General features: G+C 62.9%; 18 protein-coding genes. 8 read left to right on the top strand and 10 right to left on the bottom strand.

Translation table 11 applies throughout. The features are described 5' to 3' along the window. The first annotated feature begins 376 nt into the window (after nucleotides 1–376). Both HNQ40_RS17745 and HNQ40_RS17740 read left to right on the top strand, forming a co-directional pair. Nucleotides 377–1,585, top strand: coding sequence for an aldo/keto reductase (locus tag HNQ40_RS17745; protein WP_184679293.1), 1,209 nt, complete (start codon nucleotides 377–379; stop codon nucleotides 1,583–1,585). Between the two features lie 179 nt (nucleotides 1,586–1,764). Beyond that, entirely contained in the window at nucleotides 1,765–2,520 is a 756-nt protein-coding gene (locus HNQ40_RS17740) for a 3-keto-disaccharide hydrolase (protein WP_184679148.1), read from the top strand. Between the two features lie 123 nt (nucleotides 2,521–2,643). Here HNQ40_RS17740 and HNQ40_RS17735 read toward each other — a convergent pair whose 3' ends face one another. The 6 genes from HNQ40_RS17735 to HNQ40_RS17710 all read right to left on the bottom strand — a co-directional run bounded on the left by HNQ40_RS17735 (nucleotide 2,644) and on the right by HNQ40_RS17710 (nucleotide 12,258). Beyond that, complete coding sequence (locus tag HNQ40_RS17735; protein ID WP_221435614.1) at nucleotides 2,644–4,128, bottom strand: sulfatase family protein; 1,485 nt, start codon at nucleotides 4,126–4,128, stop codon at nucleotides 2,644–2,646. Between the two features lie 71 nt (nucleotides 4,129–4,199). Further along, complete coding sequence (locus HNQ40_RS17730; RefSeq protein WP_184679147.1) at nucleotides 4,200–5,702, bottom strand: sulfatase family protein; 1,503 nt, start codon at nucleotides 5,700–5,702, stop codon at nucleotides 4,200–4,202. A gap of 64 nt (nucleotides 5,703–5,766) precedes the next feature. Beyond that, complete coding sequence (locus HNQ40_RS17725) at nucleotides 5,767–7,458, bottom strand: sulfatase family protein (protein WP_184679146.1); 1,692 nt, start codon at nucleotides 7,456–7,458, stop codon at nucleotides 5,767–5,769. A gap of 35 nt (nucleotides 7,459–7,493) precedes the next feature. Then, nucleotides 7,494–8,933 carry a sulfatase-like hydrolase/transferase gene (locus tag HNQ40_RS17720; RefSeq protein WP_184679145.1) on the bottom strand — a complete coding sequence of 480 codons (1,440 nt, stop codon included), beginning with the start codon at nucleotides 8,931–8,933 and terminating at the stop codon, nucleotides 7,494–7,496. Then, nucleotides 8,930–10,354, bottom strand: a complete 1,425-nt coding sequence (locus HNQ40_RS17715; RefSeq protein ID WP_221435613.1) for a sulfatase family protein — start codon at nucleotides 10,352–10,354, stop codon at nucleotides 8,930–8,932. The genes HNQ40_RS17720 and HNQ40_RS17715 overlap by 4 nt, the downstream gene beginning before the upstream one ends. A gap of 113 nt (nucleotides 10,355–10,467) precedes the next feature. Continuing rightward, on the bottom strand, nucleotides 10,468–12,258 hold the full coding sequence (locus HNQ40_RS17710; RefSeq protein WP_184679144.1) for a sulfatase: 1,791 nt from the start codon (nucleotides 12,256–12,258) through the stop codon (nucleotides 10,468–10,470). An 848-nt stretch (nucleotides 12,259–13,106) separates the two neighbouring features. Between HNQ40_RS17710 and HNQ40_RS17705 the strand changes: the two genes are divergently transcribed. From HNQ40_RS17705 to HNQ40_RS17695, 3 genes are all read left to right on the top strand, one after another. Next, nucleotides 13,107–13,904, top strand: coding sequence for a type II secretion system protein (locus HNQ40_RS17705; protein ID WP_184679143.1), 798 nt, complete (start codon nucleotides 13,107–13,109; stop codon nucleotides 13,902–13,904). A 273-nt stretch (nucleotides 13,905–14,177) separates the two neighbouring features. After that, nucleotides 14,178–15,590, top strand: a complete 1,413-nt coding sequence (locus tag HNQ40_RS17700; protein ID WP_184679142.1) for a hypothetical protein — start codon at nucleotides 14,178–14,180, stop codon at nucleotides 15,588–15,590. A gap of 170 nt (nucleotides 15,591–15,760) precedes the next feature. After that, nucleotides 15,761–17,428, top strand: a complete 1,668-nt coding sequence (locus HNQ40_RS17695; RefSeq protein WP_184679141.1) for a family 16 glycoside hydrolase — start codon at nucleotides 15,761–15,763, stop codon at nucleotides 17,426–17,428. Between the two features lie 41 nt (nucleotides 17,429–17,469). Here HNQ40_RS17695 and HNQ40_RS17690 read toward each other — a convergent pair whose 3' ends face one another. Beyond that, complete coding sequence (locus HNQ40_RS17690) at nucleotides 17,470–18,168, bottom strand: PEP-CTERM sorting domain-containing protein (RefSeq protein WP_184679140.1); 699 nt, start codon at nucleotides 18,166–18,168, stop codon at nucleotides 17,470–17,472. 170 nt (nucleotides 18,169–18,338) lie between these two features. On the opposite strand from HNQ40_RS17690, the gene HNQ40_RS17685 reads away from it, so the two are divergent. Then, entirely contained in the window at nucleotides 18,339–19,490 is a 1,152-nt protein-coding gene (locus tag HNQ40_RS17685) for an acyltransferase family protein (protein WP_184679139.1), read from the top strand. A gap of 45 nt (nucleotides 19,491–19,535) precedes the next feature. Here the strand turns inward: HNQ40_RS17685 and HNQ40_RS17680 are convergent, their stop codons facing one another. From HNQ40_RS17680 to HNQ40_RS17670, 3 genes are all read right to left on the bottom strand, one after another. Then, a complete protein-coding gene (locus tag HNQ40_RS17680) occupies nucleotides 19,536–21,602 on the bottom strand; it encodes a heavy metal translocating P-type ATPase (protein ID WP_184679138.1) in 2,067 nt (688 codons plus the stop codon). A gap of 249 nt (nucleotides 21,603–21,851) precedes the next feature. Beyond that, nucleotides 21,852–22,400, bottom strand: coding sequence for a GNAT family N-acetyltransferase (locus tag HNQ40_RS17675; protein WP_184679137.1), 549 nt, complete (start codon nucleotides 22,398–22,400; stop codon nucleotides 21,852–21,854). 153 nt (nucleotides 22,401–22,553) lie between these two features. Further along, nucleotides 22,554–23,072 (bottom strand): metallophosphoesterase family protein, encoded by a 519-nt coding sequence (locus HNQ40_RS17670; protein WP_184679136.1) that lies wholly within the window; start codon nucleotides 23,070–23,072, stop codon nucleotides 22,554–22,556. Nucleotides 23,073–23,250: 178 nt separating this feature from the next. Here HNQ40_RS17670 and HNQ40_RS17665 point away from each other — a divergent pair, with 178 nt between their 5' ends. Together HNQ40_RS17665 and tsaD are read left to right on the top strand one after the other, a co-directional pair. Beyond that, nucleotides 23,251–24,843 (top strand): S41 family peptidase, encoded by a 1,593-nt coding sequence (locus HNQ40_RS17665; RefSeq protein ID WP_184679135.1) that lies wholly within the window; start codon nucleotides 23,251–23,253, stop codon nucleotides 24,841–24,843. Next, complete coding sequence (gene tsaD / locus HNQ40_RS17660; protein WP_184679134.1) at nucleotides 24,840–25,979, top strand: tRNA (adenosine(37)-N6)-threonylcarbamoyltransferase complex transferase subunit TsaD; 1,140 nt, start codon at nucleotides 24,840–24,842, stop codon at nucleotides 25,977–25,979. The genes HNQ40_RS17665 and tsaD overlap by 4 nt, the downstream gene beginning before the upstream one ends. Nucleotides 25,980–26,019: the final 40 nt, after the last annotated feature.

Genomic DNA, 26,019 nt, shown 5'->3' with positions numbered 1-26,019 from the left:
TCGTCGGCGAACCAATCGCAGCGTAACGGCTCGGGCAGCTACCAGATCCGCGTGGGCGACTACTTCACGGGCGCGGTGACGCACCTGGTGCTGGCTGCGGACGACGACGGTGACAGCTCGGCGAACGTGACGTTCACCAACCTACGCATCTTCGAAGACAACACGGCGTAAACGATGCAATGGCTATCCGATCCGGGGGACTCCGTTGGAAGTCTGGTTCGGTAGAAGCGATGCGCCGGAAGGGGCGGTGTTTCGAAAATGGCTGGCCGCTTTTCGCTTCGAGATGCTGATATGATTTGACGTGTCTGCTTGAAGCTTCGCTGGTTGATCTTCAGACGAAGCGACGTCTTCTATTTCTCCTAGATGTAATTCTGCCATGCCCAACCCCGACGCCACTTCCACACGGACCACACGCCGCAACTTCCTCAAGAGCACGACGGCGGTGGGGGCCGCGCTGGGTTTGCCCACGGCCGCGGCACACGCCGACACGACCAAGACATCCCCGGCGAATGAAGAGCAGGTCAAAGCTCCGGCGGCTCCGGCCGCTGAGCCCGAGTGGCGTAACCGGAACCCCGATATGACCTATCGCATGTTGGGGCGGACGGGGTTTATGGTGTCGGAGGTGGTCTACGGCGGCTACCTGATGAAGCCGAACACGATCGATCTGTACGAGGCGGCCCTCGACCGCGGGCTGAATTACCTCGACCAGGCGACCGCGTACGGGGGAGGCGATGGCGAGAAGGCGATCGGCGCGTTGCTCAAGCGTGGCATCCAGCGCGACCGCTTTTTTCTGACGACCAAGCTCTCGCACTACAACGGCTACGTCCGCCGGATGTACACCGAGAAATACAAAACGCTTGCCGATGGCAAGCAGACCGAGATCGACGAATTGGCGGCTCGCCTCCTCGAAGAGAGCGGCAACACCCGGCCCGGGTACCACGTCAACTATTTCAAAGGGCAGGAAGGCCCGTTCGACGGCACGTATCGTGTGAACGCGATGAAGCAGCTCGGCTACAACGCGGGCAGCAAGAAGCAGTTCAAGGACAAGATGTACGAGATCCTTGAAGCCAGCATGAAGCGAACCACGGTCGATCACTACGACGTGTTGTTCTGCCCGCACAGCGTCGAGTCGCCGGAGGCGTTTGACGACGAGGCGCTGCTCGAAGGCATGGCCGAGCTCAAGAAATCGGGCAAAGCCCGGTCGCTGGCGTTCTCGGCGCACAACGACGCCGGGGCCAACCTCACCGCCGCGGTCGGCACGGGCGTCTACGACGTCGCGATGATCGGCTACAACATCGTGAACCACTTGGCGTTGGACCCGGTCATCGAGCAGGCCGCGGAGGCGGGCATGGGTGTGGTGGCGATGAAGGTCGCCCGGCCGGTGATCGTCGACGCCCTGGAGTGGCGGATCGCCAAGCTCAACGCGATGGTCCCCGATGAAGACCTGAGCATCGCCCAGAAAGCGTACCTCGCCGCGTTGCAGAACCCGAACCTCTCCGCGGTGATCTCCGACATGGCGGATGAGAACATGTTGAACGAAAACCTGGCGCTGGCGGGCCGCAAGACCGAGCTCAACCTGGTCTGAAGCTCGGGCTGATGTGATGCACTGATTACGCTTCGCACGTGCGGCCGCCGATCGCGGTTGCCGGGGTTGCGTTTTGCTTGTTTCTCTGGGACGGGCGACTTTCTATCATGGGAATGTTGGAGCTCCGCCACGCGGCGGGAGAGGTTTGTTTTGTTGGTGTCTTTAGCGAGGTTCAACCCATGAAGAAATTCAGCGTGTGTTTGGTGATCGGGCTGTTGGCGGCGGGTGCGGGCGAGGTCGCTGAGGAGCCCCTGCCGCTGTTGCCCAGCGGGTGGCATGTCCACGACCGCGAGCGCCCGCTGCCCCCGGTGATCACCCCCGGGGCCACGAATGCGGAGCCGCCCTCCGACGCGATTGTGCTTTTCGACGGCACGAACACCGACGAGTGGTGGGCCAACGCCGAGAACGACGTGCAGTGGAAGATCCAGGACGGCTACATGGAAATCGTCCCCAAGACCCACGGCATGAGTACGCGTCGGAAGTTCGGCGACATGCAGCTGCACCTCGAATGGGCCGCACCCGAAGAGATCAAGGGCCACGCGCAGCAGCGCGGCAACAGCGGCGTGTTTCTCATGGGCAAGTACGAAGTGCAGATCATGGACGCCTGGGAAAACGATTCCTACGCCGACGGCATGGTCGCCGCGGTCTACGGCCAGACGCCCGCGCTGGTCAACGCCGCTAAGAAGCCCGGCGAGTGGCAGACCTACGACATCATCTTCAAGGCCCCGGTCTTTGAAGACGACAAGCTCGTCAGCCCGGCCTACGTCACGGTCTTCCACAACGGCGTCCTGGTCCAGAACCACACCGAAATCCTCGGCCCGACCCGCCACAAGAAAGCCCACCCCTACGAGCCCCATGAAGCCAAACGCCCGTTCTTCCTGCAGAACCACGGCCAAGTCGTACGCTACCGCAACATCTGGGTGCGTGAGCTGTAAATCGACTCATGCGTTTAGCGGGAGACGCGCAGCGTCCCGCGTTTTATAACCGACCGTGTTGACACTAATGTCACGATGAATCGACGCGGGGCACTTCGTGCCACCCGCTAAACATCAAGAGCGCTAGTCGATCACCTTGGGGTGCTTCGCTTCCGCCTCTTCGCGGAGGCGTTGGTTGAGGTCTTCAAACATCTGCATCCGGATCTTCTGGTACTCGTGGGCCTCGGGGTACACGGCGGCCTGGTTCTCGGCGTTCCATGCATTCCACATCTCCGAGAGCTTGGCCCGCAGTTCGGGCTCGTTGTCGCGGACATCGGTGGTTTCGTAGGGGTCGCTGTCGAGCAAATACAGTTCGGGACGCGGGCCGAGGGTGGGCATGAGGTACTTCGCGGTGGGCGTGCGGATCGCCCATTGCTGGCCGTTGTACTTGCGCCAGAACAAGGCCTCGTGCGGGACGCCGTCGGCTTGGCCGGTGACGAAGGGCAGCAGGTTGACCCCGTCCATCGGCTTGCCGGGCGTGTCGCCCTCGCCGAGCGCGACGAACGTCGCGGCGATGTCGAGCGAGATCACCGGCTGGTCGTAGGTCACGCCCGCCGGTAGGCCTTTGGGCCAGTGGGCGATGAAGGGCACGTGGATGCCGCCCTCGAGCAGCGCGACCTTGCCGCCGCGGTACGGATCGTTTCGCGGCCAGTCGGCGTTGGGCGACCAGGGGAACATCGGGGTGACGCCGCCGTTGTCCGACAGGAAGAAGATCAAGGTGTTGTCGAGCTTGCCCGCTTCTTCGAGGGCATCCACCACCATGCCGATGCCCGAATCCATCGAGTCGATCATCGCGGCGTAGACCCGGCGTTTGGGGTGCTCGATGTGGCTGTACTTCTCGATCAGCTCTTTGGGTGCTTGCAGTGGGCTGTGCGGCGCGTTGTAGGACAGGAAGAGGCAGAACGGCTTGTCGCTGTCCTTCACGAAGGTCGCCGCGTCGCGGCTGAGCGCGGTGGTGAGGTACTCGTCGAACGTTGCGACCTGGTCGTTGCGGTGGATGGCTTTCTTGTAGTCGTTGCCCGCCAGGTGGTTGGTCGTGCCGTCTTTCTTGAGCAGTTCGTAGACCTCGGTGACGTCTTTGGGGAAGTAGTCGTGGCCGCCGTGGAGGAAGCCGTAGAAGTAGTCGAATCCGCGGCGGTTGGGGTGGAAGTGGGCGGCGGTGCCGAGGTGCCACTTACCGATGAGCCCGGTGCGGTAGCCGGCCTTCTGCAGGCGGGTGGCGAAGGTGGTCTCGGTGGTGGGCAGGCCGATGTGGCGGTCGAACGGCGAGTTGGGGAAGTTCACATCCACTCCGAAGCGGGCCTGGTAGCGACCGGTGATGAAGCCGCAGCGCGATGGGCCGCAATACGGGTGGGTGACGTAGCCGTTGGTGAACTCGACGCCGTTGGCGGCCAGGGCGTCGAGACGCGGGGTCTCGATGTCGGGCGCTCCGGTGAAGCCGAGGTCGCCGTAACCCAGGTCGTCGGCCATGATTACGAGCAGGTTCGGACGGGCGTCATCGGCGCTGGCCGATGCGGTTAACGCAAAGAGAAGCAGGCATGACGCCAACCAGTGCAGACGATTCATCATCGAGACCTTTCAAAGAAAAGCCGCCTCGGCGGAGAGCCGGGGCGGTGTTGTTTATAGCGGATGAAAATTGATTACTCGACGACGATGGGCTTGTACTTCGCGGCCTTGGCGTCTTGTTCTTTCTGGAGGTCTTCGTAGAACTTCAGGCGGGTTTTCTGGTAGTTTCCTGCTTGCAGGAAGCGGTTGCCGACGTTGTCTTTGTTCCAATCATTCCATAGTTTCGCTAGCTCGGCCCGCAGCTCGGGCTGCTCGTCGATGATGTTGTTGGTCTCGTAGGGGTCGTTGACCATGTCGTACAGTTCGGGCTTGCCTTCGTCCTTCGCCTGGAAGGGGCGCTCGAGCAGCAGCTTGGCCTCGGGGGTACGGATCATCCAGTTCACGCCGTCGACCATGCGCAAGAAGATCGCTTCGTGGGGTGGCTCGGTGTTTTCGCCGGTGATGTAGGGGATCAAGTTCTTGCCCTCGATCGGCGGGCCGGAGGTGTCGCCGTCGCCCAGCGCCACGAAGGTGCCGGTGATGTCCAGCGCCGAGACGGGGTAGTCGTAGACCGTGCCCGCGGGGATGCCCTTGGGCCAGTGGGCGATGAAGGGGACGTTGGTGCCGCCCTCGACCATGCTGCCCTTGCCGCCGCGGTAGGGCGAGTTGTCTGCGTAGTCTTCGCCCTCGTAGCCGGGCTTGGGCTGCACGCCGCCGTTGTCCGAGAGGAAGAAGATCAGCGTGTTTTCGTACTTGCCTGATTCCTTGAGCGCATCGACGACCATGCCGATGCCAGAATCCATGGAGTCGATCATCGCGGCGTAGACCCGGCGTTTCTTGCCTTCGATGTGGTTGTATTTTTCGATGAGTTCTTTGGGTGCCTGCAGCGGGCCGTGTGGGGCGTTGTAGGCAAGGTAGAGGCAGAAGGGCTTGTCGCTCTCTTTGACAAACTTAGCGGCGTCGCGGCTGAGCGCGGTGGTGAGGTATTCATCGAACTCCGCCGCGTTCTCGTTGCGCATCAGCGGCCAGTAGGTGGTTTCGTTGGCGCTGTAGTGCGGCTTGCCCGCGTTCTTGCCGGATTCCTGGATGAGCGGGTGGATGTAGGTGACGGTGTCGGGGAAGTAGTCGTGTCCGCCGGAGAGGAAGCCGTAGAAGTAGTCGAAGCCGCGGTTGTTGGGGTGGAAGGGGTAGGACGCGCCGAGGTGCCACTTGCCGATGATGCCGGTGCGGTAGCCCGCGGCCTGCATGCGGTTGCCGAAGGTTTTCTGTTCGAGCGGCAGGCCCTGGTGGATGTCGAAAGGCGAGCTGGTAAAGTTGACTTCGACCCCGAAGCGGGCCTGGTAACGCCCGGTGATCAGGCCCGCGCGGGAGGGGCCGCAGTAGGCGTGGGTGACGTAGCCGTTGTTGAAGATCACGCCGTTGGCCGCGAGCTCGTCGAGGCGGGGCGTAAAGATTTCCTCCGAGCCGTTGAAGCCGACGTCGTTGTAGCCCAGGTCATCGGCCATGATGACGATGAAGTTGGGCCGATCCTCGGCGACCGCGCTAAGCGAAAACAACAGAACGCACAGACAGGCAAGCAGGCGGGAGCGTATCGGCATGGGATCCTCTGGGATGCGGACAGGACAGAAACCGTGGGTCACACGTCGGCACCCGAGCGGTGCCTCACCGGTCCGGCCAACTGCTGCCGTCGGTGCCCCATTCCGCGTCGCCACGGATCTGGTTGAGAAGATTATATAAATCTTTTGCAGTTTTTTGGACGCTCGGCGACGGATTTTTGAGTAAATTCTCCCGCTCACCGGGGTCGGCCTTGAGGTCAAAGAGCTGTTTCGGCTCGCCACGCAGGGTTCCGGCCACGAGCGTTTCCTGGTTGTCGGCGTCGCCGGTGGTCTTGTTGCCCCCGCCGCCCGTGCCATCGATGAGCTTCCATCGGCCGGTGTGCTCGACGATGGCGAACTGCCCGCGGGAGGAGTGCTGGATGATCGCCTGGCGTCGTCCTTCGGGCATCGCTTGGCCCCGCAGCACCGGCAGAAAGCTCTCGGCGTCCGGCGCCTCACGCTCCCCAAGCTCCACGCCGAGGTGTTCCGCCAGCGTCGGGATGATGTCGCCCTGCCAGCACAGGTGGTCCGTCACGCTCCCCGGCTCTGCCACGCCCGGCCAGCGCACCACGAACGGCACCCGCGTCCCGCCCTCGTAGCTGTCGCGCTTCCGGCCGGCGTACGGGCCGTTTGCGTCGTGGTTGTTTTCCAGGCTCGAGTGATACGCGATGTTCTCCGGCCCGTTGTCGCTGGTCACGAACACCACCGTGTTCGCCGCCAAACGCTTCGGGTCCGCGGGATCGCCCAACGCCTCGATAATCTTTCCCGTGTAGTAGTCGGTCTGCACGACGTAGTCGCCGTAGGTCCAGCCAGCGCTGCCGACGAACTCGGGCTGCACGGTGTGGGGCGTGTGCGGCGCGGGCATCGGCACGTAGATGAAAAACGGCTGGCCGTCGGCTTCACGCTCGGCGATCACCTCGGCCACCTTCGCCGCCTGAATCTGCAGGTAGTCCGCAAACACAAAGGTCGGATCGATCACGCCGTCCCGCGCAAACGCCTGGATCTCTTCGCGCAGCCCCTTGCGTTCATCCAGGTCTGCGTTCATCGCGACTCGGCCTTGGGTGAAATCGACCTCGCCCTCGATCACCAGCGCACCGTCAACGAGCAGATGCACGTCATCGCCGCGAGTCTCGAGCCAGGCGTAGGGCGGCATGTCCAGTGACGCGGACGTCCCGAAGAAGTAGTCGAAGCCCGAGGTGTGCATCGGCGTGTCCAGCACCGGCCGAGAAAAATCGATCTGGTCCTTGGCCAGCACTTCGGCGCTGTATTTCGGGATCTTCACCGCGTTGCCCTCGCGGTCCTGAAACTCCATGCCGATGTGCCACTTGCCGACCATCGCGGTGCGGTAGCCCTGCTTCTGGAACATCTTCCCGACGGTGAATTCGTCCGGTTGCATCAACGACGGGCTGTACCCCCCGGTCACACCGCGTTTGAGCCATGTCCGCCAGCAGTAACGCCCGGTCATCAACGCGTACCGCGACGGCGTGCACACCCCGTCGGCCGAGTGCCCGTTGGTGAATCGCATCCCCTGCGCCGCCAACGCGTCGAGGTACGGCGTCAACGACTTCGCGCCCGCCTCCAGATACTTCGATCCTTCGGGCACGGCGAACTCGCTCGCCACGTTCGCCCCCATATCGCCCCAGCCCATGTCGTCGTAGTAGATCACGATCACGTTCGGCCGAGCGGGATCGAGGTTCCCCGCTGAAAGTGGAACAGCAAAGAGCAAAGCCAGGAGTGCATGCAGAGCGTGGCGCATCATTCGGGGTCGTGTCGCTTTCGGCAAAGGGGGAAGGGTTACTTCAGCGGCTTACTTAACATCGCGCGGTCGCCCTGGGTTTCGAACTCTTGGGTCAGAAGCAATTTCATGGCGCTGAGCTTCTCGGCAAACCGCGGATCGTCCGCCAGGTCGTTCATCTCTTGTGGGTCTTGGGCGAGATCGAACAGCCGATACTTCGGCACCGCGGGGTAGTAGATCAGCTTCCAATCCTCGTGGATCACCGCACGCTGCAGGTTGCGATACGCCCCATAGATCGTGTCGTATTCCTCGTAGGGCGCGTTGCGCAGCAGGGGGGTCAGGCTACGGAACGCGACTTGTTTGGGTACCTCGACGCCCGCGAAATCCAGCGTCGTCGGCACGATGTCCTGGATGTACACACGCTCGGATCGACGCACACCCACGGGCAAATCCGGCCCAGCAATAATGAGCGGTGCTTTGAGGCTGTGCTCGTACATGTTCTGCTTGCCGATCAGGCCGTGGTGCCCGACCGACAGGCCGTGGTCGGCCGAGAAGATGACCAGCGTGTCCTCGTCTTGGCCGGTGGCTTCGAGCTCATCGAGAATCCTCCCGATCTGTGTGTCCATGTGAGAGATGATCGCGAAGTATTCCGCGCGGTTGACCTGCACGGCATAGGGCGTGCGCGGATACGGCGCCAGCTTCTCGTCACGCTGCCATTGGGGTAAGCCGATCGCCTCGGCATACGGGTACAGCGGCTGAAAACTCTCGGGCACGGTGACGCGTTCGGGCGGGTAATGGTCGACGTAGGCTTTGGGCGCCTGCCGCGGGTCGTGCGGGGCGTTGAACGCGACGTAGGCGAAGAACGGCTCGTCGCGCTGGGCCGAATGCTTGAGGTAATCCACCGCCTCGTCGGCGGTGATCTCGCTCCAGTGCTTGCCGCCTTTCCAGAAGCCTTCGTGCTGCGGGTCCCACGGCAGCCAGTTCTGATCGTCGGGCCCCTGCGGCCGGTTGTAACCCGCGTCGGTCTGGTTGGGCATGCCGGGGCGGACGGTGCCGGTTTCCCGGAAGACCTGCTCGGCATCGTAGAGGTGGACGTGCCACTTGCCGGTGAAGTAAGTGTGGTACCCCGCTTCGCCGAGCCACTGGCTCCACGATGTGCCCGCGTCCACCGGCAACGGCCCGGTCTCGCCGTTTCGCTTGTACTTCTGCATCGCGCTGGCGTGAGGCTGAACCTGCCAAAGACGCTGCCCGGTGTTGAGCATCGACCGGCTCGCCACGCAGATCGCTCCGCCCCAGCCGCCCATGTTGTAGCTGTTGGCAAATAGCACGCCGCGTTGGGCCAGCGCATCGAGGTGCGGCGTCTGCGCTTCCGAGCCCATGCAGCTCATCGCGTCCCACGCCATGTCGTCGGCGAAGATGAACAGAATATTGGGTCGATCTGCTCGGGCAGCAGCCGAAGTAAACAGCATCACGAGTAGCAAAACCAACTGCTTCGTCACGGCGACTCCTTCGGTTGCAGCTGCAACGGGCGCCACGGGTCCACGGGCTCGAATCCCGCGTCTCCGTAGTCGGCCCCCGCGTGACTCGCGCGGATGCTCTCGAAACGTTCCGCCAAGGCCTGGGTCATCGCCTCGGTCTTCTTGGGCATCTCGGCCGAGACGTCGGTCGTCTCGAACGGATCGTTCTCCATGTCGTACAGCTCGCCCGCCGGCATCACGAGTTTGTACGGGCCGTCGATCCAAGAGGAGAACTTCCCGCGGTAACGAAACACAAGAGGCGTTGTCCGTTGGTCGCGGTCTCCGGTGAGGATGTCCAGCACGTCTTCGCCGTCGAGGGGGCGGTCGTCGGACATCGTGTAGCCAACGATGTTCTGCACCGTGGGGAAGTAGTCCAGCGTGCTAAGCACCGCGTCGCTCTTGGTGCCCGACTCTATCATGCCCGGCCACACCGCGAACGCCGGCACACGCACCCCGCCGTCGTACAACGCACGCTTGCGGCCACGGTAGCCCGCGGTCTCGCCCATGTTGCGGCCGCCGGGTTGCTTGCCCTCCGGTCCGTTGTCCGAGCAGAAAAAGATAAGCGTGCTGTCGAACACGCCACGGTCTTTGAGCAGCTTCACGATTCTGCCCACCTGGTCGTCCATCTCGGTGACGCAGCCGTAGTAGTGTGCCGCCTCGCCGTGCCGGGGATACATCGCCAGATACTCGGGCCCGGCGATCACATCGGTATGCGGCGCATGGAACCAGCACACCGCGAAGAACGGCGTGTCCGCTTCTACGCTCGTCTCCACAAACGGCACCATACGATCCACCACCACCCGCGACGCCCCGCCGCGCAGGCTCGGGTCGTCGCCGTCCAGCGCCACGCCGTTCTCGAAAAACGGGTTATTGGTCGATCGCTTGCCCAGCCCCGGGTCCCAGAGCTGGACCGCCGATTCGGTGACAAACGACGCGTCGTAATCCCGCTCCCACGGCGGGGCGTAGTTCAAGGCGGGTTTCCGGCGTTCGCCCTTCGACGACATTGTTCGGCTGAGTGTCCCCAGATGCCACTTCCCGAAGTGTCCCGTTGCATACCCTTTGGCTTTGAGTATCTGCGCCAGCGTGACTTCTTGTTTGGGCAGGTGCCCGACGTTGGCGTTCCAGATACCCATGCGGTCGTGATGCCGCCCGGTCAACGCCGTTGCCCGCGTCGGGGAGCAGACCGAGTTGCCCGAATAGAAATGCGTGAGTGTCACCCCTTCCGCGGCCAACGCATCGAGGTGTGGGGTCTGGATCAGCGTGTTGCCGTTAAACCCCGTGTCCCCGTAGCCGAGGTCGTCCGCCATGATCAGCACGATATTGGGACGCTGGGCGTTCTCCCCGCTCGCCGCTGCAGCCATCAACACACAACCCAGCACAGCAAGCCAGCGGCGAACACTCATTCATTGATCTCGGGTAGGGGGCAGGACACACGAAGCGAGACGCGGTGATCCACCCAATATACCGTCAGGCGATCCATGAATTGTGTCTGGATCGATCAAGTTTCGCGCTGCGATTAGTGGTCCGACGTGCGGCGACGTGTCGGACGCGACAGCCCCAGGCCCGCCAACAGGCTTAGGCATGCCGCGCTGGCGGGTTCGGGGATCACGTTGGTATTCAGCACGAAGGGCACCTCTTCGCCTGCGGCGATGGTGACGATCTCTTGGTCGTACTCGGTGATAACTCCGTTGGCGTAGGCCTGGCCGTCGATCATGATCTCAAGCAGGCCGCTACGCAGGGTGGCGAGCGGGGCGTCAGTGTCGTCGAGCCACTGCAGCAGGTCGCCTCCCAGATCGGCGAGGATATGGGCGAACGCTTCGTCCTCGGCGAGGTTGTTCGTCTCGCCGAGGTCGGTGGCCAGGTTGTAGAGCTCGTAGGACTGGTCTTCGTAGTTGTAGAGCAGCTTCCAATCGCCCGAGCGGGTGACGCTCTGCGGGCGTTGTCGGCCGGACTGGGAGTAGCCGGGCATGTGCCAGTACACGTTGTCACGGTCGGGGGTGACACTGCTATCGGCAAACACACCCGAGAGGTCTTCGCCGTCGAAGGCTTGGGACGTCGGCAGGGTCGCGCTGCCGAGGCTGGCGAAGGTGGTGTAGAAGTCGGTGGGCATCACCACGGCATCGCTGACGGTTCCGCCATCCACCAGATCGCTGTTGCCGCTCCAGGCGATCATGGGCACGCGGATGCCGCCCTCATCGAGTTCACCCTTCTGGCCGCTCAACACGCTGAGGTTGGTTTGCGGCTCAAGCCCACCGTTGTCGGAGTAGAAGATGACCAGGGTGTTTTGGTCGAGGGTTTGGCCGGGGTTGCGCGGGTCGGCGGTGGTTTGCAGGTGATCGATGAGCCGGGCGACGCCTTGATCGAGTCCTTCAACCAGTGCGCCGTAGGACGCGTTGGAGTCTTCCGTGCCTGGCGACAGGTTGTTGTACTTGTCCAGCAGGTCGGCTCTGGCCTGTGCGGTATCGATCGGGGTGTGCACGGCGAAGGCGCTGTACTGCAGATAGAACGGATCGTCGGCGTTGCGGGTCATGAAGTCGATCGCTGCGTCGGTGGAGGCGTCGGTCACGTGCTTGGCGGTGCCCACCAGAGCGTCGATGGCCGCGACGTCGGTGCCGTTGGCGTAGGGTTTGATGTTGTTGTCGACGTAGTCCTGCGTGTAGTTGCTGGCGAACGGGTCGAGGCTGGAGTGGATGGCCGGTCCGAAGACGCCGTTGTTGGCGTGGTAGCTGCCCGGTGCCCCGGCCTGTTGTCCGCCGAAGTTTTCGTCGAAGCCGTGATCGGAAATGATTTGGTTGGCGTTGGGCGCGACGTGGAACTTGCCCACGGTGGCGGTGGTGTATCCCGCCGCTTGCAGGGTTTCGGCGTGGGTGATGGTGGCGGTGGACAGTTTGTCGTTGGACCCGTTGGTGCCCTGGGACGGGCCGACCAGCATTGAGTTGGTTTGGCTCGCGGGGTTGAGCGAGCCGACTTGGTAGACGTTGTTGGTGGAGCGCGTCGCGTAGGCCCCGCTGAGGATCGCGGCACGCGTGGCGGCGCAGGTCGGCGTGGCGTAGGCGTTGGTGAAGGCCATGCCTTGGGTTGCGAGCGTTTCGAGGGCGGGCGTTTCGTAGAAGTCGCTGGGGTCGCCGTAGTTGGTCAAGCCGGTGCTCAGGTCAGCCCAGCCCATGTCGTCCGCCATGATGAAGATGATGTTGGGCTGAACCGATTGGGCGCGGGCGGTGTTCACCGTGAGGCTGGCGAAGGCGAGGGCAAAGGCTGTGACAAGCTGGAAGGCAGCGGTAACGGTGAGCGGCACGCGTTTGGGCATCGAGATTCTCGCGGAGTGTGGGGGGAAGCTGATGGGCGGGGAGGGTGAGTCGGAGGGGATCGAGGCGGGGCATTCCCCTAGGCGGGGAGATGGAGAGGCTGAGGGATCCCGGGAACTTTGGTCGAACGGCTTAGCCGAGGAGTCATTGCATGGAGAGGTAGAAGTTCTGCAAGTTTCATCTTGCCGTCGATGCGTCGCGCGCGTGCGCACAACAGAGCGGGCTCATGGAGTGGGTTTAGAAATTTTTTTTCACGCTTTATCGCGTGTTTACGGAGTGGTTTGTGTGTGTGGGTGGCGCAGGCGTGCGCACGTTCGTGACACGCCGCCCCCTGGTGGAGGAAAGTTTTTTCGGCACCCCGCGGCGGCGGGACGGTTGCAGGCAAGGACCGTTCTGTGAGATGCGTGGGGAAGGCCGGGCTCGCGTTTTCAAGCGTGGGGGTTTCGGCGTTCGTCGGTGAGCCACCTTGCCGGCAACAGACACGATGGACCGTGGCGTAATCGCGCGGCCACCCCCAGCACGCGGGTCGAGGACGACGGCATTTACTTTGGAACATTGGGTGTGGGCCGATACATGCCAGGTGTTCGATGCCGAGCGTTCGCTCTTTGACAATTTGGGCCGCGAGAGCGTTGAACGGAGGCCATTATTGGAACACCGCTCAATCGGGTGGAGCTGAATTGGGAGCCCGGATTTCCAATTGGAACACTCTGAAACAAAATTGGAAAAATGTACCAAATCTTCTTTTTATGAGGATTTTCTGGCTTACAATGAGAACGATCAGTTCCATCTCCGGGGTTCAACCGTCTCCGATTCCATCCTCCTTTTCTTACTCTCATCTGGAGTCTGTTCCATGCCCAAGCGTCACGGCTTTACCCTTATCGAACTCCTCGTGGTGATCTCGATCATCGCGCTGCTGATCGGCATCCTGCTCCCCGCCCTCGGCGCCGCCCGCCGCACCGCTCGCCAAATGGCCAGCAACACCCAGATCCGCGGCATCCATCAAGGGATGGTTACGTTCGCTCAATCCAACAAGACAGGCGGCAAAGACGGATTCTTCCCCGGGATCGATCCTGATGGGACTTTCCACCCAGGTCTGGCACCTATCTCTGGTACCCAGTTTGGCGGCACACCCACACTGCCCAACCTCAGCGTGGCATTGATGGTAAACGGCGACTTCTTTCCTCCTGAATATTGCAATAGCCCTGCCGACGAGAGTGTTGAACCTGCGGACATTTCTGTTGCGGTACCCGAAATTACGAATTTCAATTTCTCTTATGCCATGATCCAATTACATAGCGGCCCGCCCGGACCAACCCCAGGGATGGTTGTTCCTGACCGGGAACGTGCGGTTGAGTGGAAAGAAACACTCAATACGGCAGCCGCAATTATCTCGGATAAAAATACGGGTGGATTGGATGCCACGATTAGCTCTGTTTGGACCGAGCAGAACTCAGGTGATTGGCGTGGAGGCATTTCTCGCAACGACAACTCCGTCGAATTTGCAACCTCCGAGTTTGTCGAGCAAACCAAGTACGGCAACAATGCGGTGACCGCGCAGGACAATCTGTTTGCTGTGGACGGTGCCGGGGTCGCCGATGCGGACGCCGCGATGGTGATCAATGCCTGGAACGTCCACACCGGCCACTAAGCTTTCCTGAAGCCCAGCATTTTCTCAACAGCCTTCACACTGAATTGCCAGCGGCGTACTCGTCGCTGGCAATTTGTTTTGCGTGCCGCACTTGTATCAACACCGTTGTGCGAGCCTTAAGGGCGGCAGCGGTGTTTTCGCACTTCGCGTGTGACGTGATTTGAACTGTTCCAATTTTTTCATTGCCCCGTACTCCGCCTGCTGATATATTTCAGCCTCCTCTGATTTCTCCCCTTTGTTCCCCTCCCCCGTTTCCCTCCCGGACCTCTTCCAATGAGTGCATGTGTTTTTCGTACGGTGGCGCTGTCGATCCTTTCGGTGGCGGTTTGTGTCCCTGCTTCGCTGGCGGTCGAATCGCCCTGGCGGCCCAACGACCGGATCGCGGTGTCGATGGATGGCAACGGCGAATCGGCGCGGACCAACAACAAACACACCGTCGCGGACCCCGACGACATCGGGGCGTCGGCAGTGGCCTTGGCGATCATGGCCAAGCAGGGCGTGCAGGACCAGCTCGTGCACTTCGACTTCAACAACTGGCTCGACGTCGGCCCGGTGCCCGAAGACAAGGACCGCATGACCCCCAGCGTCATACCCGCGATCGACAAATGGGGCTTCAACCCCGAGGTGTTCTTCGACCTGACCAAGCAGCTCGACGAGGGCATCGCCAACCTCACCGCAGCGATCAACGCGTCGAGCGAGGACAGCCACCTGTTCATCATCGCGGCGGGGCCAGTGGAATCGATCTACCGCGCGGTCGCGGCGGCCGAGCCTTCGAAACGTCAGTACACCTCGATCATTTCGCACTCGATCTACAACGAGACGCAGCTGATCCAGGACAACCACCGCACGATCGACGACTTCAAGCCGTTCTTCGAAAACGACGGTATGGGTTACATCAAGATCAAAGACCAAAACGCCTCCGAGAAGCCGCAGGTGCTCTGGCACGCGGGCAAGGCTTTCCACGTGTTTGGCTTTCTCCGCGAGAGCCCGGACCCGGATTTCCGCTGGCTCTATACCCGGATCCAGGCCCACACCTACAACAAGGCCGACGTGTCGGACGCGGGCATGGTCTACTTCCTGCTGCTGAACGACGAAAACGGTAGCCCGAACAAGCTCCGCAACCTGATGGGTGAGAGCATGGGCCCGCTGGAAGACCTCGTCGTCGGCGAGATGACCGGGAACCTGATCGTCGTCGAGGCCGAGCGCATGGACATCGGCTCGGGCTGGGAGATCAAGAAGGACAAGCTCGCGTCGGGCGGTTTCTACGTGACCTACACCGCCAACAACAGCTACCAGAAGGTGACCGGCCACCGCCTCAAGGGCAAGATCAAGATCAAAGAGCCCGGTCGGTACACGATTAAATGGTCGATGCGTCAGCCCGACGGCGTGGCGGGCGACCACGCCAACGACGTCTGGATCAACTTCCCCGACGCCACGCAGATCGGCCACGGTGAGATCACCGGCTTCAACAAGTTCGTCGGCCGGAGCAAAGGCACGTTCGGCACCAACGGTACCGTGGAAGTGAAGCACAAGCACGCCTGGCTGACGGTCGAGTTCCCCAAGCCGGGGATCTACTCGGTCGAGATCGCGGGCCGTTCGCAGGGCCTGCAGTTCGACCGCCTGCTGCTGTTCAACGGGATGGACCTTGGCGAAGCGAAGGCCCACCTCCTCGTCGCGGAACGCTGAGCCCCGCTTTTGGTTGATTTAGTCATGGGTGAGCATGCCGCGCTCTGCGCTGCCAAATGTTGATTCGGACTTTGGGCGAAGTGAAGGTAGAATACGGCACGCTCCTTCGAGCGATATTGTCAAATGTTTAATCGCCCACAACCTGCTTCCCCCTTCGCGAATCCTTACCCATGACTATCCGATCTTTTTTTGTGTTCCTGGCTGCGATGTCTGTCTCCGCTTCGGTTGTCGCTCACGAGTTTGAGCATCAGCCCGGTTTCCCCGAAGTCCCCGCAGAGTGGGGCACCGTCGGCGACGGGCACGGCGAGATCGCGGTTGCGTCCAACGGCGAGATCTACGTCTCGGTCATGGGCGGTGAGCAGCCGGGCCTGCAGGTGTACTCGGCCGAGGGCAAGTATCTGCGTAACGTGCCGGGCGCACCGAAAGACTTCCACGGCTTCGTGATCCAACAGGAAGACGACGGCGAGTTCCTCTACGGCGTCGGCCTGTGGTCGGGAACGCTCACCAAGATGAAGCTCGACGGCACGGTCGTCTTCGCCACGCCGGTGACCGCGATCCCCGAGAAGTATTTCTGGAAGAAGAAGGACAGCGACGAGATCAACCCGCGGTTCACGTCGTGCGCGGTTTCGCCGGACGGGACCATCTACGTGGTTGACGGCTACGCCACGGACAACATCCACCTCTACGACGCGGATGGCAGCTACCGCGAGACTTGGGTGGGCCGGGCCGAGCCGTACAACTTCAAGAACCTGCACAAGATCCATATCGACCCGCGCTACGACGAGCCGCGCATCCTCGGGTGCGACCGGGCGAACCTGCGGCTGGTGCACCTGTCGCTGGACGGCGAGTTTCTGGGCGACTTCGCCACCGACCTGCGTCGCCCCTCGGCCGCGGCGTTCCACGGGCCGTATGTCGCCATCGCCGAGATCCACGGCCGGATCAGCGTGCTCGACAAGGACGGCAACATCGACACCACGATGGGCACCAACGACGACAAGTACAACGGCAACCGCACCCCGCCCGAGCAGTGGCGGGAAGGCATCGTCACGTCGCCGCACGGCATCGCGTTTGACGCCGACGGCAACATCCTGATGACCGAGTACAGCAAGTTCGGGCGTATCCTGAAATACACCCCGACCTCGCAGTCCGGCAAGACCGAACTGATCCACGACGACATCCTCGGCTCGTTCCGGCCCGCCAAGGGGTGGATGGTCGCCGACTCGGTCGAGGCCGTGGCAGGGGAAAGCCGGTTCGTGGCGGAGGCGGTCGAGCAGGGCGGTTCGATACTGTTCAACGGCGCCGAGAAGAACCGCGCGGCCTACCTCTTCACCGAGGCGGAGTTCCAGGACGTGTCGATCCAGCTCGAGTTCATGGTGCCCAAGGGCTCCAATGCGGGGGTCTACGTCATGGGGCGTTACGAGATCCAGATCCTCGACAGCTACGGCAAGCCGGAGGTGAAGCACTCCGACCTGGGCGGCGTCTACCAGCGGTGGCGCAGCAAGGAAGACGCGGAGGCCAAAGGCCTGCCGCAGGGTTACGAAGGTGTCGCGCCGAAGGTCAACGCCGCGAAAGCGCCCGGCGAATGGCAGACGATGGACATCGTGTTCCACGCCCCGCGTTTTGATGCCGAGGGCAAGAAGACGCAGAACGCCCGCTTCAAAACCGTGCACGTCAACGGCCAACTCGTGCAGACCGATGTCGAAGTGACCGGTCCGACGCGGGCCGCGCCGCTGCGGGGCGAAGAAGCCACGGGCCCCATCGCGATCCAGGGCGACCACGGGCCGATCGCGATCCGCAGCTATGTGGTGACCCCGCTTACCGCCGGTTCGGGCGGGTAAGCGGGGCCTTGTGCCGTCGAAGATAGGCGGGTTCGTTTGGACTAGTCGAGACGGCGGTGGCGGCGTTGTCCGATGAGGGCGCCGCCGATCGTGAGGATCGCCAGCGAGGCGGGCTCGGGGATCGGCCGCGGGGTGTTCATCAGCGTGGCCAGGGCCGGGTCGAAGTTGGCGAGGCCGGCGTGGACGTTGATGTGGCCGTTCATGTCGAACTCTGTGGCCTGGGTATCGATGAACATGAAGCGCGTGCTGTTGTTGGCTCCGGGCAGGTCGGGGGGAACAATCGTGCCCGCGGAGAACGCGAAGCGGATGCCGTCGCCATCGCCCACCGAGCGGAGGGCCGTGGTCGGGGCGGTGTCGCCGAGCCCGTCGGTCCGGTAGTTGACGTTGGCGTCGTAGCCCTGGAAGCCGAAGGCATCGACCGAGCCGAGTGGGAAAGTGAACTCGTCGTTGTTGAGGAAGCGGTAGTAGAAGTCCAGCGTGTTATCGAGGGAGGAGCGGACGACGCGGATCTGGAGGCTGGTGGCGTAGCCGGTGGTGGGGTCCATCGGGTCGCCGACGAAGTTCAGGGCCCGGATCTCGTCGTGGATCACGGTGCCGGCGAGTTGCGGCTCGGCGGCGACGGTTGTGCCGGGGAGCGCCGCGACGCAGCCGGGGATGTTGAGGGGCGCCGCGTCGGCCGTGGGCAGAGCGAACAGGGAAGCGGCGGCAAGGGCGGGGACGGCCAGTAAACGGGTGAGCATGGGGGTTCTCCTTGGGGTTGCCAGGGATACGCCGGGAAGCCTGCGGTCTTGCGCGGATGCTCGATTTTTTTGCGGGGCTTGCGTTCTTTGCGTGCAACGTTTCTCACGCTTCGGGAAGCGGCGATGCCGGCGGTAGACAGCCGAGCGGCATCGCCGTTACGCTACCGGCCGTGCAAGAGAGCCTCACTCCACCCGCCGCGTCCGATTCGCCTGAGAAAGAATCTGCCGCCCCCGAGCAAACCGGTGCCGGCGAACCCGTGCAACCCAAACCCACGCGGGTCCGCCTGAACTACTTCGATTACTTCCGGGCGTTTGCGATCATCGTGATTGTTGTGGGGCACAGCTACTGGCCGTGGCAGCAGGACACGCCCTACGAGCTGACGCTGGGCAACCTCATCACGGGCGGCACGGCGATGTTCGTGTTCATCTCCGGGTTCTTCTTCCACCACGTGTTCTACCCGCGGTACCACTACCGCAAGTTCCTGACCAAGAAGGCCAAGGCGGTGTTTCTGCCGTACCTGATCCTGTCGGTGCTGGGGTTTCTGGTGATCGTCGTCGCGTTGGACGAGTCGCACCGCTACCTCGAAAGACAGTCGGGCGACCTGGTTCATAACGTCAAGCTGTTGATTCAGTATGTGTGGACGGGGCGGATCCTGACCGCGTATTGGTACATCCCGTTCATCACGATCGTGTTCCTGATGTCGCCGATGTTCATCCGCTACATCAAGCTGCCCGCGGCGTGGCAGGGCGGGATCCTGCTGGCGTGGATGGGGGTTTCGATGTGGGTGCATCGGCCGCTCGCGCAGATCAGCCCGATCCACTCGGTGGTGTACTTCGTGCCGTTTTACATGCTGGGGATCGTGGTGTCGCAGCACCAGACGAAGGTGCTGGAGGTGATCCGCAACCGGACGGTGCTGCTGGGGCTGATCGTGTTGGGGATCGCCGCGGCACAGGCGTTTTTTGTGGGCCAGCAGGGCAACTACGAGAAGAAGAGCATGCTCGCCTACAACGGCATCGACCTGATGCTGCTGCAAAAGATCGCGCTGATCTTCTTTGCGTTGTCGCTGCTCTCGAAGATCGATCACCTGGAGCTGCGCTGGCTTAAGTTCATCGCGTCGTGCAGCTTCGCGTTGTTCTTTATCCACCCCTGGGTGTTGTTTGGGTTGCACTACTTCGACACGACCGACTACCTGGAGCCGATGGTGCCGGGCGGGCTGATCTTCCCGATCAAGGCGGTGATTGTCTTCGGGCTGAGCCTGGTCGTTTCGATCGCGGTCAAGCAGGCGCTGGGGAAGCGCAGCAAGTACGTGATCGGGTGGTAGTTGATGCTCGCGCGGAGCGGCAGGTTCGAGAACCAATGACGACGCTTAAGCAGTAGCGACCGGCGGGGCCGGTTCCACGCGGGTGGTCTGCACGGGGCGGGCGGTCTCGGTCTTGGCGACGACATCGTCGTGGTGCTCGAGGTCTTCGCCGACGCGGACGAGGCGGGCGGAGTTGAAGATGATTAGGATCGAGCTGATGCCGTGGCCGATCGCGGCCCACATGGGCGTGAGGACGCCGGCGGCGAGCAGGGCGAGCATGAACAGGATGTAGATCATCGTGGCGATCAGGTTCTGACGGATGATGGCCACGGTGCGGCGCGACAGCATGACCAGGAAGGGCAAGCGGTCGAGGTTGTTGTTCATCAATGCGATGCGGGCGGAGTTGACCGCGACGTCCGAGCCGGCGGCGCCCATGGCGATGGAGACGTGGCCGGCGGCGAGCGCGGGGCCGTCGTTCACGCCGTCGCCGAGTACCGCGACGGTGTGGCCAGCCTTCTTGAGGTCTTCGACGAGGGTGAGCTTGTCGCCGGGCAGGGCCTCGGCGGAGTAGTCGGTGATGCCTACCGCGGCGGCGACGCGGGCGGCGGGGGATTGGCGGTCGCCGGTGATCATGACGCGGCGCTTCACGCCCAGTTCGCCGAGTTCGGCGATGGCGGCGGCGGCCTGCTCACGGGGTTGGTCGGCCATGCCCAGCCAGCCGGCGTATTGGTTGTCGACCGCGACAAACAGCAGCGACAGGCCTTCGCCTTCGCTGATGTCGGCGGCGGAAAGATCGACGCCTTGTTCCTGCAGCCAGGTTTGACGGCCGACCATCACGGCCCTGCCATCGACGGTGGCTTTCATGCCGCGGCCCGCGACTTCTTCGACGTTGTCGGTGTTGCCGGCCTGAATCTTGGCCTTACTGGCGATCGCGACCACCGCCCGGGCGACGGGGTGGCGAGAGTTTTCTTCGACGCTGACGGCGTAACGCAGCAGGTCGGCGGCCTCCATGCCGTCAATGGGTTTCATACGTGTGACGGCGAGCTGGCCGGTGGTGATCGTGCCGGTCTTGTCGAAGACGAAGGCGGTCACGCGGCGGACGACTTCGAGCTCGGCCACCGACTTCACGTACACCCCCAAACGGGCCGCGGACGAGAGCGCCGCGACCACGGCGGTGGGTGCCGCGAGGATGATGGCACAGGGGCAGGCGATCAGCAGCAGGCTGATGCTGTTCGATAGGTCTTTGGAGAAGAAGTAGATGATGCCGGCGAGCATGACGACGACGGGCGTGTAGAACGCGGCGTACTTCGAGAGTTCACGCACCGCGGCGGGGCGGGTTTGAGCGGCCTGGAGGATGAGGCCCTGCACTTTGCCGAGGGTCGAGTCTTCGCCGGCCCGGGTGATCTCGATGACCATCCGGCCGGTCTCGTTGATGGTGCCGCCGAAGACTTCGTCGCCGGGCGACTTTTCGACGGGGAGCGATTCACCGGTGATGTTGGCTTCGTCGACGGTGGAGACGCCTTCTTTGATTTGGCCGTCGCCGGGGATGTTGTCGCCGGGGAGGACGACGACTTTGTCGCCGGGCACGAGGGTCGCGGCGTGGACTTCGGATTCGCTGCCGTCATCGGCAAGCTTCACGGCCCGGGTCGGGGTGATGCGGATGAGCGACTCGATCGACTTGAGCGCGCCCACCGCGGTGCGGTGCTCGATCAGCGACGCGATCAGCATGAAGAAGGCGACCGCGGCGCACTCGAGGTATTCACCCGAAGCGAAGCTGGCGATGATCGCCAGGGCAACGAGCTCTTCCATGTGGCTGTCGGAGCGAACGTGATCATGATCGTGGTCGCAGGCCTCGCCGTGATCGTGGGAGCACCTGCCGGTGATGAGCGACTTGGCGGCGCCGTAAACAATGGGCCAGCCCAGCAGGATGGCGGCGGCCATCGCGAGCAGGTTGGAGTAGTCGGGCGTGTCGAACAGGAATCGGGCGACAACGGCGGTGATCAGCACGGTGCAGCCGAACAACACCGCGATGATCTTCAGGTCGACCTTGCGGTCGCCGGTGTCGGGCGAACTGGGAGCAGCTGGGGCGGGATGGGCGTGGTCGTGGGTGTGATCGTGCGGGAGGGCGGTCATGTACGAAAGTCCTGCTCGTGGTGACCCGAAGGGGCGGCAAGGTTGGGATCGAAAAAAGGATCGGGGCCGTAAAGGATACGCGGGTAGGTGGCAGAGAATCAAGGCGAGTACGGCCCGCGTCGATCGGTTTGATACGTCCCAAAAGCCGTGTGAGTTCAGTAGTTAACGGCGTTCAGGGGCAAGATTTTGAGGATGGGTTGAGCTACGCTGAGCAACGTCGCGCAAGAGCAGCATTCAGCCCAATACCGATCAGGAAGTGGGGGTGCCGTCCGGCTGATCTTCGTGCTGGCGGTAGAGGTCGAGGTAGAACTCCAGGACTTCCTTGCCCGGGGCGGTGCGGGTGCGGGTGTGCTGGAATCCGATCCGGTCGAAATGCCCGAGCGCCGCGGTCTTTTCGTAGCGGGTGTCGAGGCGGATTTTCAGGTAGCCGTTGTTTTTGCAGTGGTTTAACGCCGACTCGAGGAGCTGCTCGGCGACGGGCCCGTCCTGGTGGGCGGGGTCCACGCGGAGACGTCGGACCTCGGCGGTGTGCTCTTCATCCGAGCCCACCCCGATCATGCCGACGATCTGCTCGGCGACCTGGGCCACCCAGAAGTGGTGCCGGGGCTCGTCGAAGTAGGCCTCGGCCACGTGATCTAGGTCCGCTCCGGTGTCGTTCGGTGCGATCTGGCCCGCCAACAGCCCATCGTTGTACAGCCGCAGGACTTCAGACTGATCATCCGCCACGAAGGTACGCACGTTCAGCGTGCTGTAGTCGAAGGATTGACCCACATCGGATTGTCTGAACTGATCGGCCATTGATTCCAGAATCCCCAGCAACCCGCCGCCACGAGCCGCTGCTTTGCTCCTAATTTCCTATCTTAACGACAATGATCCCATCCAGCCACGGGCCTGCCGGGAGACGCCTCATTTTAACGTAAGACGTTGTTCCCAAAGGCGTACGGGCTTGTCCTAAACCGCTTCGACCTCAAAGAACACCAGTTGATCGGTTGCCGTGTCCAGCACCGCGACGCTGTAGACCGACGCCCGGAACAACGCCCCCGGGTTGATCACCCGGGTTGAGCCTTGCCGGTCGTCTGCCTGGGCGTGGGTGTGGCCGTGACAGAGGTATTTTGCCCCGTCGGCCAGCGCCTGCTGCATCGGCTTGGATTCGTGCCCGTGGCAGAAGACAAGGTCTTTGCCGTCGCCCAATTGGAGCCGACCCACGGGGTGGTCCACCGCGACATCCAGGTCGTCGGCGTATTCCGCCAACGAGTCGATGTCCCAGTCGGTGTTGCCGAACACCAAATGGGATTCGATCTGGTCCTCGCTGTTGGGTTTTTCCACGCACAGCGCATCGATCACCTCGACGGTGCCGACATCCCCGAGGTGGATCAAGACTTCCGCACCCTGCTTAAGCAGCACGTCAACCCCACGGCGGGTGGTTGCGGCACGGCCATGTGAATCCGAAAGAAGGCCGATCTTGGGCAAAACAATGATTCCATCAGCCGTGGAAACGGCTAAGTTAAGCACGAACAGGCTGGTGTAAGGCGATAGCTGTTAGTTTAACCTGAACCCGCACCGATGCCAACCCCCGAATCAGGTGCATACCCCAGCCCACCGCGGCCCCGCCACGGACGTCTGGGCGGTCCTCGGCTAGAATGCCGCTATGAATAATCGTCTGATCGGCAACCTCGCGCTGGCATCGGCTATGGCTGTGCTCCTGGCGTTTTTCGTAACCTACCGCGGGGCCTGGGCCCGAAGCACCTCGACGCTGGAACACATCGACCTCCTGGTCGACCTGCGATACGAACTCGCCAACGAATACGTCGACGAGCCCGACCAGCAAGAGCTCATCGAAGGCGCGATCGACGGCATGATCGAGTCGCTCGACGACCCCTACACCCAGTACTTCCCCCAAGAAGAATTCGAAGCCTTCAACGAAAGCGTCCGCGCCGAGTTCACCGGCATCGGGGCCGAGGTCACCATCGAGAACAACCGGTTGCACATCGTCACCCCGCTCGAAGACTCCCCGGCGTGGAAGTCCGGCGTCATGGCCGGCGATACCGTGATGGCCATCGAGGGCGAAGACACCCTCAACATGCCCATCAACGAAGCGATCAGCAAGCTCAAGGGTCCGGCCGGCACCGACGTCTCCATCACCGTCCGCCACGCCTCGGGCGAAGAAGTCGACATCACCATCACCCGCGCCAAGATCGAGGTCCAGACCGTCCGCGGCTTCAAGCGCAACGCCGACCACAGCTACAACTACTTCCTCGACCCCGAAAACAAAGTCGGCTTCATCCGGCTCACCCAGTTCAGCGAACGCACCACGCCCGAGGTGCTCGAAGCGCTGCAAGAGCTTAAGGGCCAGGGCATCCGCGCCCTGGTCATCGACATGCGCTACAACCCCGGCGGGCTGCTCAACGCCGCGGTCGACATCAGCGACATGTTCCTCGAAGAAGGACAGACCATCGTTTCGGTCCGCGGCCGCAAGGTGCCCGAGCAGGTGTACAAGTCCACCTCCGACACGCTCCTGCCGGAGATCCCCGTTGTGGTGCTGGCCAACTCCTTCAGCGCCTCGGCCTCGGAAATCGTTGCCGGTGCGTTGGCGGACAACGGCCGCGCCCTGTTCGTGGGTGAACGCACCTTCGGCAAGGGCAGCGTGCAGCAGGTCAAGCGTCTGCTGGGCAACAACGCCGGCGCGCTGAAGATCACCAACGCCTACTACTACCTGCCCTCGGGCCGCAACATCCACCGCCGCAACAAGGCCGAGGACGAAGCGTGGGGCGTGGACCCCAGCGAAAACGCTTACGTGCCCATGACGCCCGACCAGCGCCGCGAACGCCTCGAAGCCCGCCAGGCTCAAGACATCATCAACGCCAACAACGGTCAGGAGCACAGTGAAACCGTGACGCCCGAGTGGATCAACGAAACGCTCAAAGACCCGCAACTCGCCGCGGCGCTCACGGCGATCCTGGGCAAGCTCGACTCTGGTGAATGGCCCGTCGTCGGCAAATCCAACGCCGATGAACTCGTCCGCCTGGCTGAACGCGAACAGCTCACCAAGCAGCGTGAACTGCTCGAAGAAACGCTGGCCGAAGTGAACGAGAAGCTCGCCAAGCTCGATGATGGCCAGCCGATCGAAGACGAATCGGTCGATGCTGAAGCCGAAGCCGAGGCCGAAGAGACCGCCGCCGACGCCGTGATCGAAGAAGCCGTGGAATCCGCCGAAGAACCCGAGCCCGCGCTAGCCCCGTGACGCTGATCCTCGGCCTCGAAACCAGCTGTGACGAAACCGCCGCCGCCGTGGTCCGAGACGGCCGCGAGGTGCTGTCCAATGTCGTAGCGACGCAGCACGACCTGCACGTGCGTTACGCCGGCGTTGTCCCCGAGATCGCCAGCCGTGCCCACCTCGAACGCCTGATGCCCGTGGTGCAGCAAGCGATCGACGACGCGGGTATCACGCTCGCCGACCTCGACGCCATCGCCGTGGGCAACCGCCCGGGCCTCGTCGGCTCGCTCATCGTGGGCGTCGCCGCCGCCAAAGCCCTCGCCTGGTCCCTCGACAAACCCCTCATCGGCATCGACCACGTCCGCGCCCACCTCCACGCCGCCACCCTCACCCCTACCAAGCCGAGGGCTGCGGAGCAAAGCGACAAAGCCCCGGATCCCTCCACATCCGAAATCCGAAATCCGAAATCCGAAATTGTTTTCCCCGCCCTGGGCCTGGTCGTCTCCGGCGGCCACACCAGCCTCTACCGCATGGACTCGGCCGCCGACATCACCGTCCTGGGCCGCACCATCGACGACGCCATCGGCGAGGCCTACGACAAGGCCGGCGTCATCCTCAACGCGGGCTACCCCGGCGGCCCGGCCATGGACAAGCTCTCCCAGCAAGGCGACCGCAACGCCGAGGATGTCCCCGAACTCCCCATCTCGATGCTCAAACCCGGCAGCCTCGACTTCTCGTTCTCGGGATTAAAAACCGCGCTGCTCTACGCCGTGCGCGGCTTGCCTGTTGGGCGGGGCAAGGACGCGACGTTTGAACGTGATGCTTCGGACCTCTCGCCGCAGCGCAAGGCCGACCTCGCCGCCGCGTTCCAACACGCCGCGGTCACCGCGGTCGAGCGAAAGATCAAACGCGCCATCAAGCAGCTCGCCGCTGAAGGTGTACGTCCCCAGTCGCTCGTCCTCGGCGGGGGGGTCAGCGCCAACTCTGCTCTGCGTGAGCGTGTCCAAACTATGGCCAAGAACCACGGCCTGTCGATCCACCTCCCCGAACTGGGCTACTGCGTCGACAACGCCGCGATGATCGCGGGTTACGCCCACGAACTGCTCGAGCGCGGCGAGACCTCGCCCCTGGACCTGCCCGTAGTCGCCACCAGCCGGGTGTGAATCATTCAGTTGTTTAGCCGGCGATCGCAGATCGCCGCTC

The sequence above is a fragment of the Algisphaera agarilytica genome (assembly GCF_014207595.1).
Lineage (GTDB): Bacteria > Planctomycetota > Phycisphaerae > Phycisphaerales > Phycisphaeraceae > Algisphaera > Algisphaera agarilytica.
Note: the sequence above shows the minus strand (reverse complement) of the source record. Positions and strands in the feature narration are given on the sequence as shown.

Coding starts and splice junctions, on each gene's coding strand:
- HNQ40_RS17675 (WP_184679137.1), bottom strand. CDS start 22,400: ATGGCCGATCAGTTCAGACAATCCGATGTGGGTCAATCCTTCGACTAC.
- HNQ40_RS17725 (WP_184679146.1), bottom strand. CDS start 7,458: ATGATGCGCCACGCTCTGCATGCACTCCTGGCTTTGCTCTTTGCTGTT.
- HNQ40_RS17690 (WP_184679140.1), bottom strand. CDS start 18,168: ATGCTCACCCGTTTACTGGCCGTCCCCGCCCTTGCCGCCGCTTCCCTG.
- HNQ40_RS17680 (WP_184679138.1), bottom strand. CDS start 21,602: ATGACCGCCCTCCCGCACGATCACACCCACGACCACGCCCATCCCGCC.
- HNQ40_RS17710 (WP_184679144.1), bottom strand. CDS start 12,258: ATGCCCAAACGCGTGCCGCTCACCGTTACCGCTGCCTTCCAGCTTGTC.
- HNQ40_RS17740 (WP_184679148.1), top strand. CDS start 1,765: ATGAAGAAATTCAGCGTGTGTTTGGTGATCGGGCTGTTGGCGGCGGGT.
- HNQ40_RS17715 (WP_221435613.1), bottom strand. CDS start 10,354: ATGAGTGTTCGCCGCTGGCTTGCTGTGCTGGGTTGTGTGTTGATGGCT.
- HNQ40_RS17745 (WP_184679293.1), top strand. CDS start 377: ATGCCCAACCCCGACGCCACTTCCACACGGACCACACGCCGCAACTTC.
- HNQ40_RS17730 (WP_184679147.1), bottom strand. CDS start 5,702: ATGCCGATACGCTCCCGCCTGCTTGCCTGTCTGTGCGTTCTGTTGTTT.
- HNQ40_RS17705 (WP_184679143.1), top strand. CDS start 13,107: ATGCCCAAGCGTCACGGCTTTACCCTTATCGAACTCCTCGTGGTGATC.
- HNQ40_RS17735 (WP_221435614.1), bottom strand. CDS start 4,128: ATGATGAATCGTCTGCACTGGTTGGCGTCATGCCTGCTTCTCTTTGCG.
- HNQ40_RS17665 (WP_184679135.1), top strand. CDS start 23,251: ATGAATAATCGTCTGATCGGCAACCTCGCGCTGGCATCGGCTATGGCT.
- HNQ40_RS17695 (WP_184679141.1), top strand. CDS start 15,761: ATGACTATCCGATCTTTTTTTGTGTTCCTGGCTGCGATGTCTGTCTCC.
- HNQ40_RS17700 (WP_184679142.1), top strand. CDS start 14,178: ATGAGTGCATGTGTTTTTCGTACGGTGGCGCTGTCGATCCTTTCGGTG.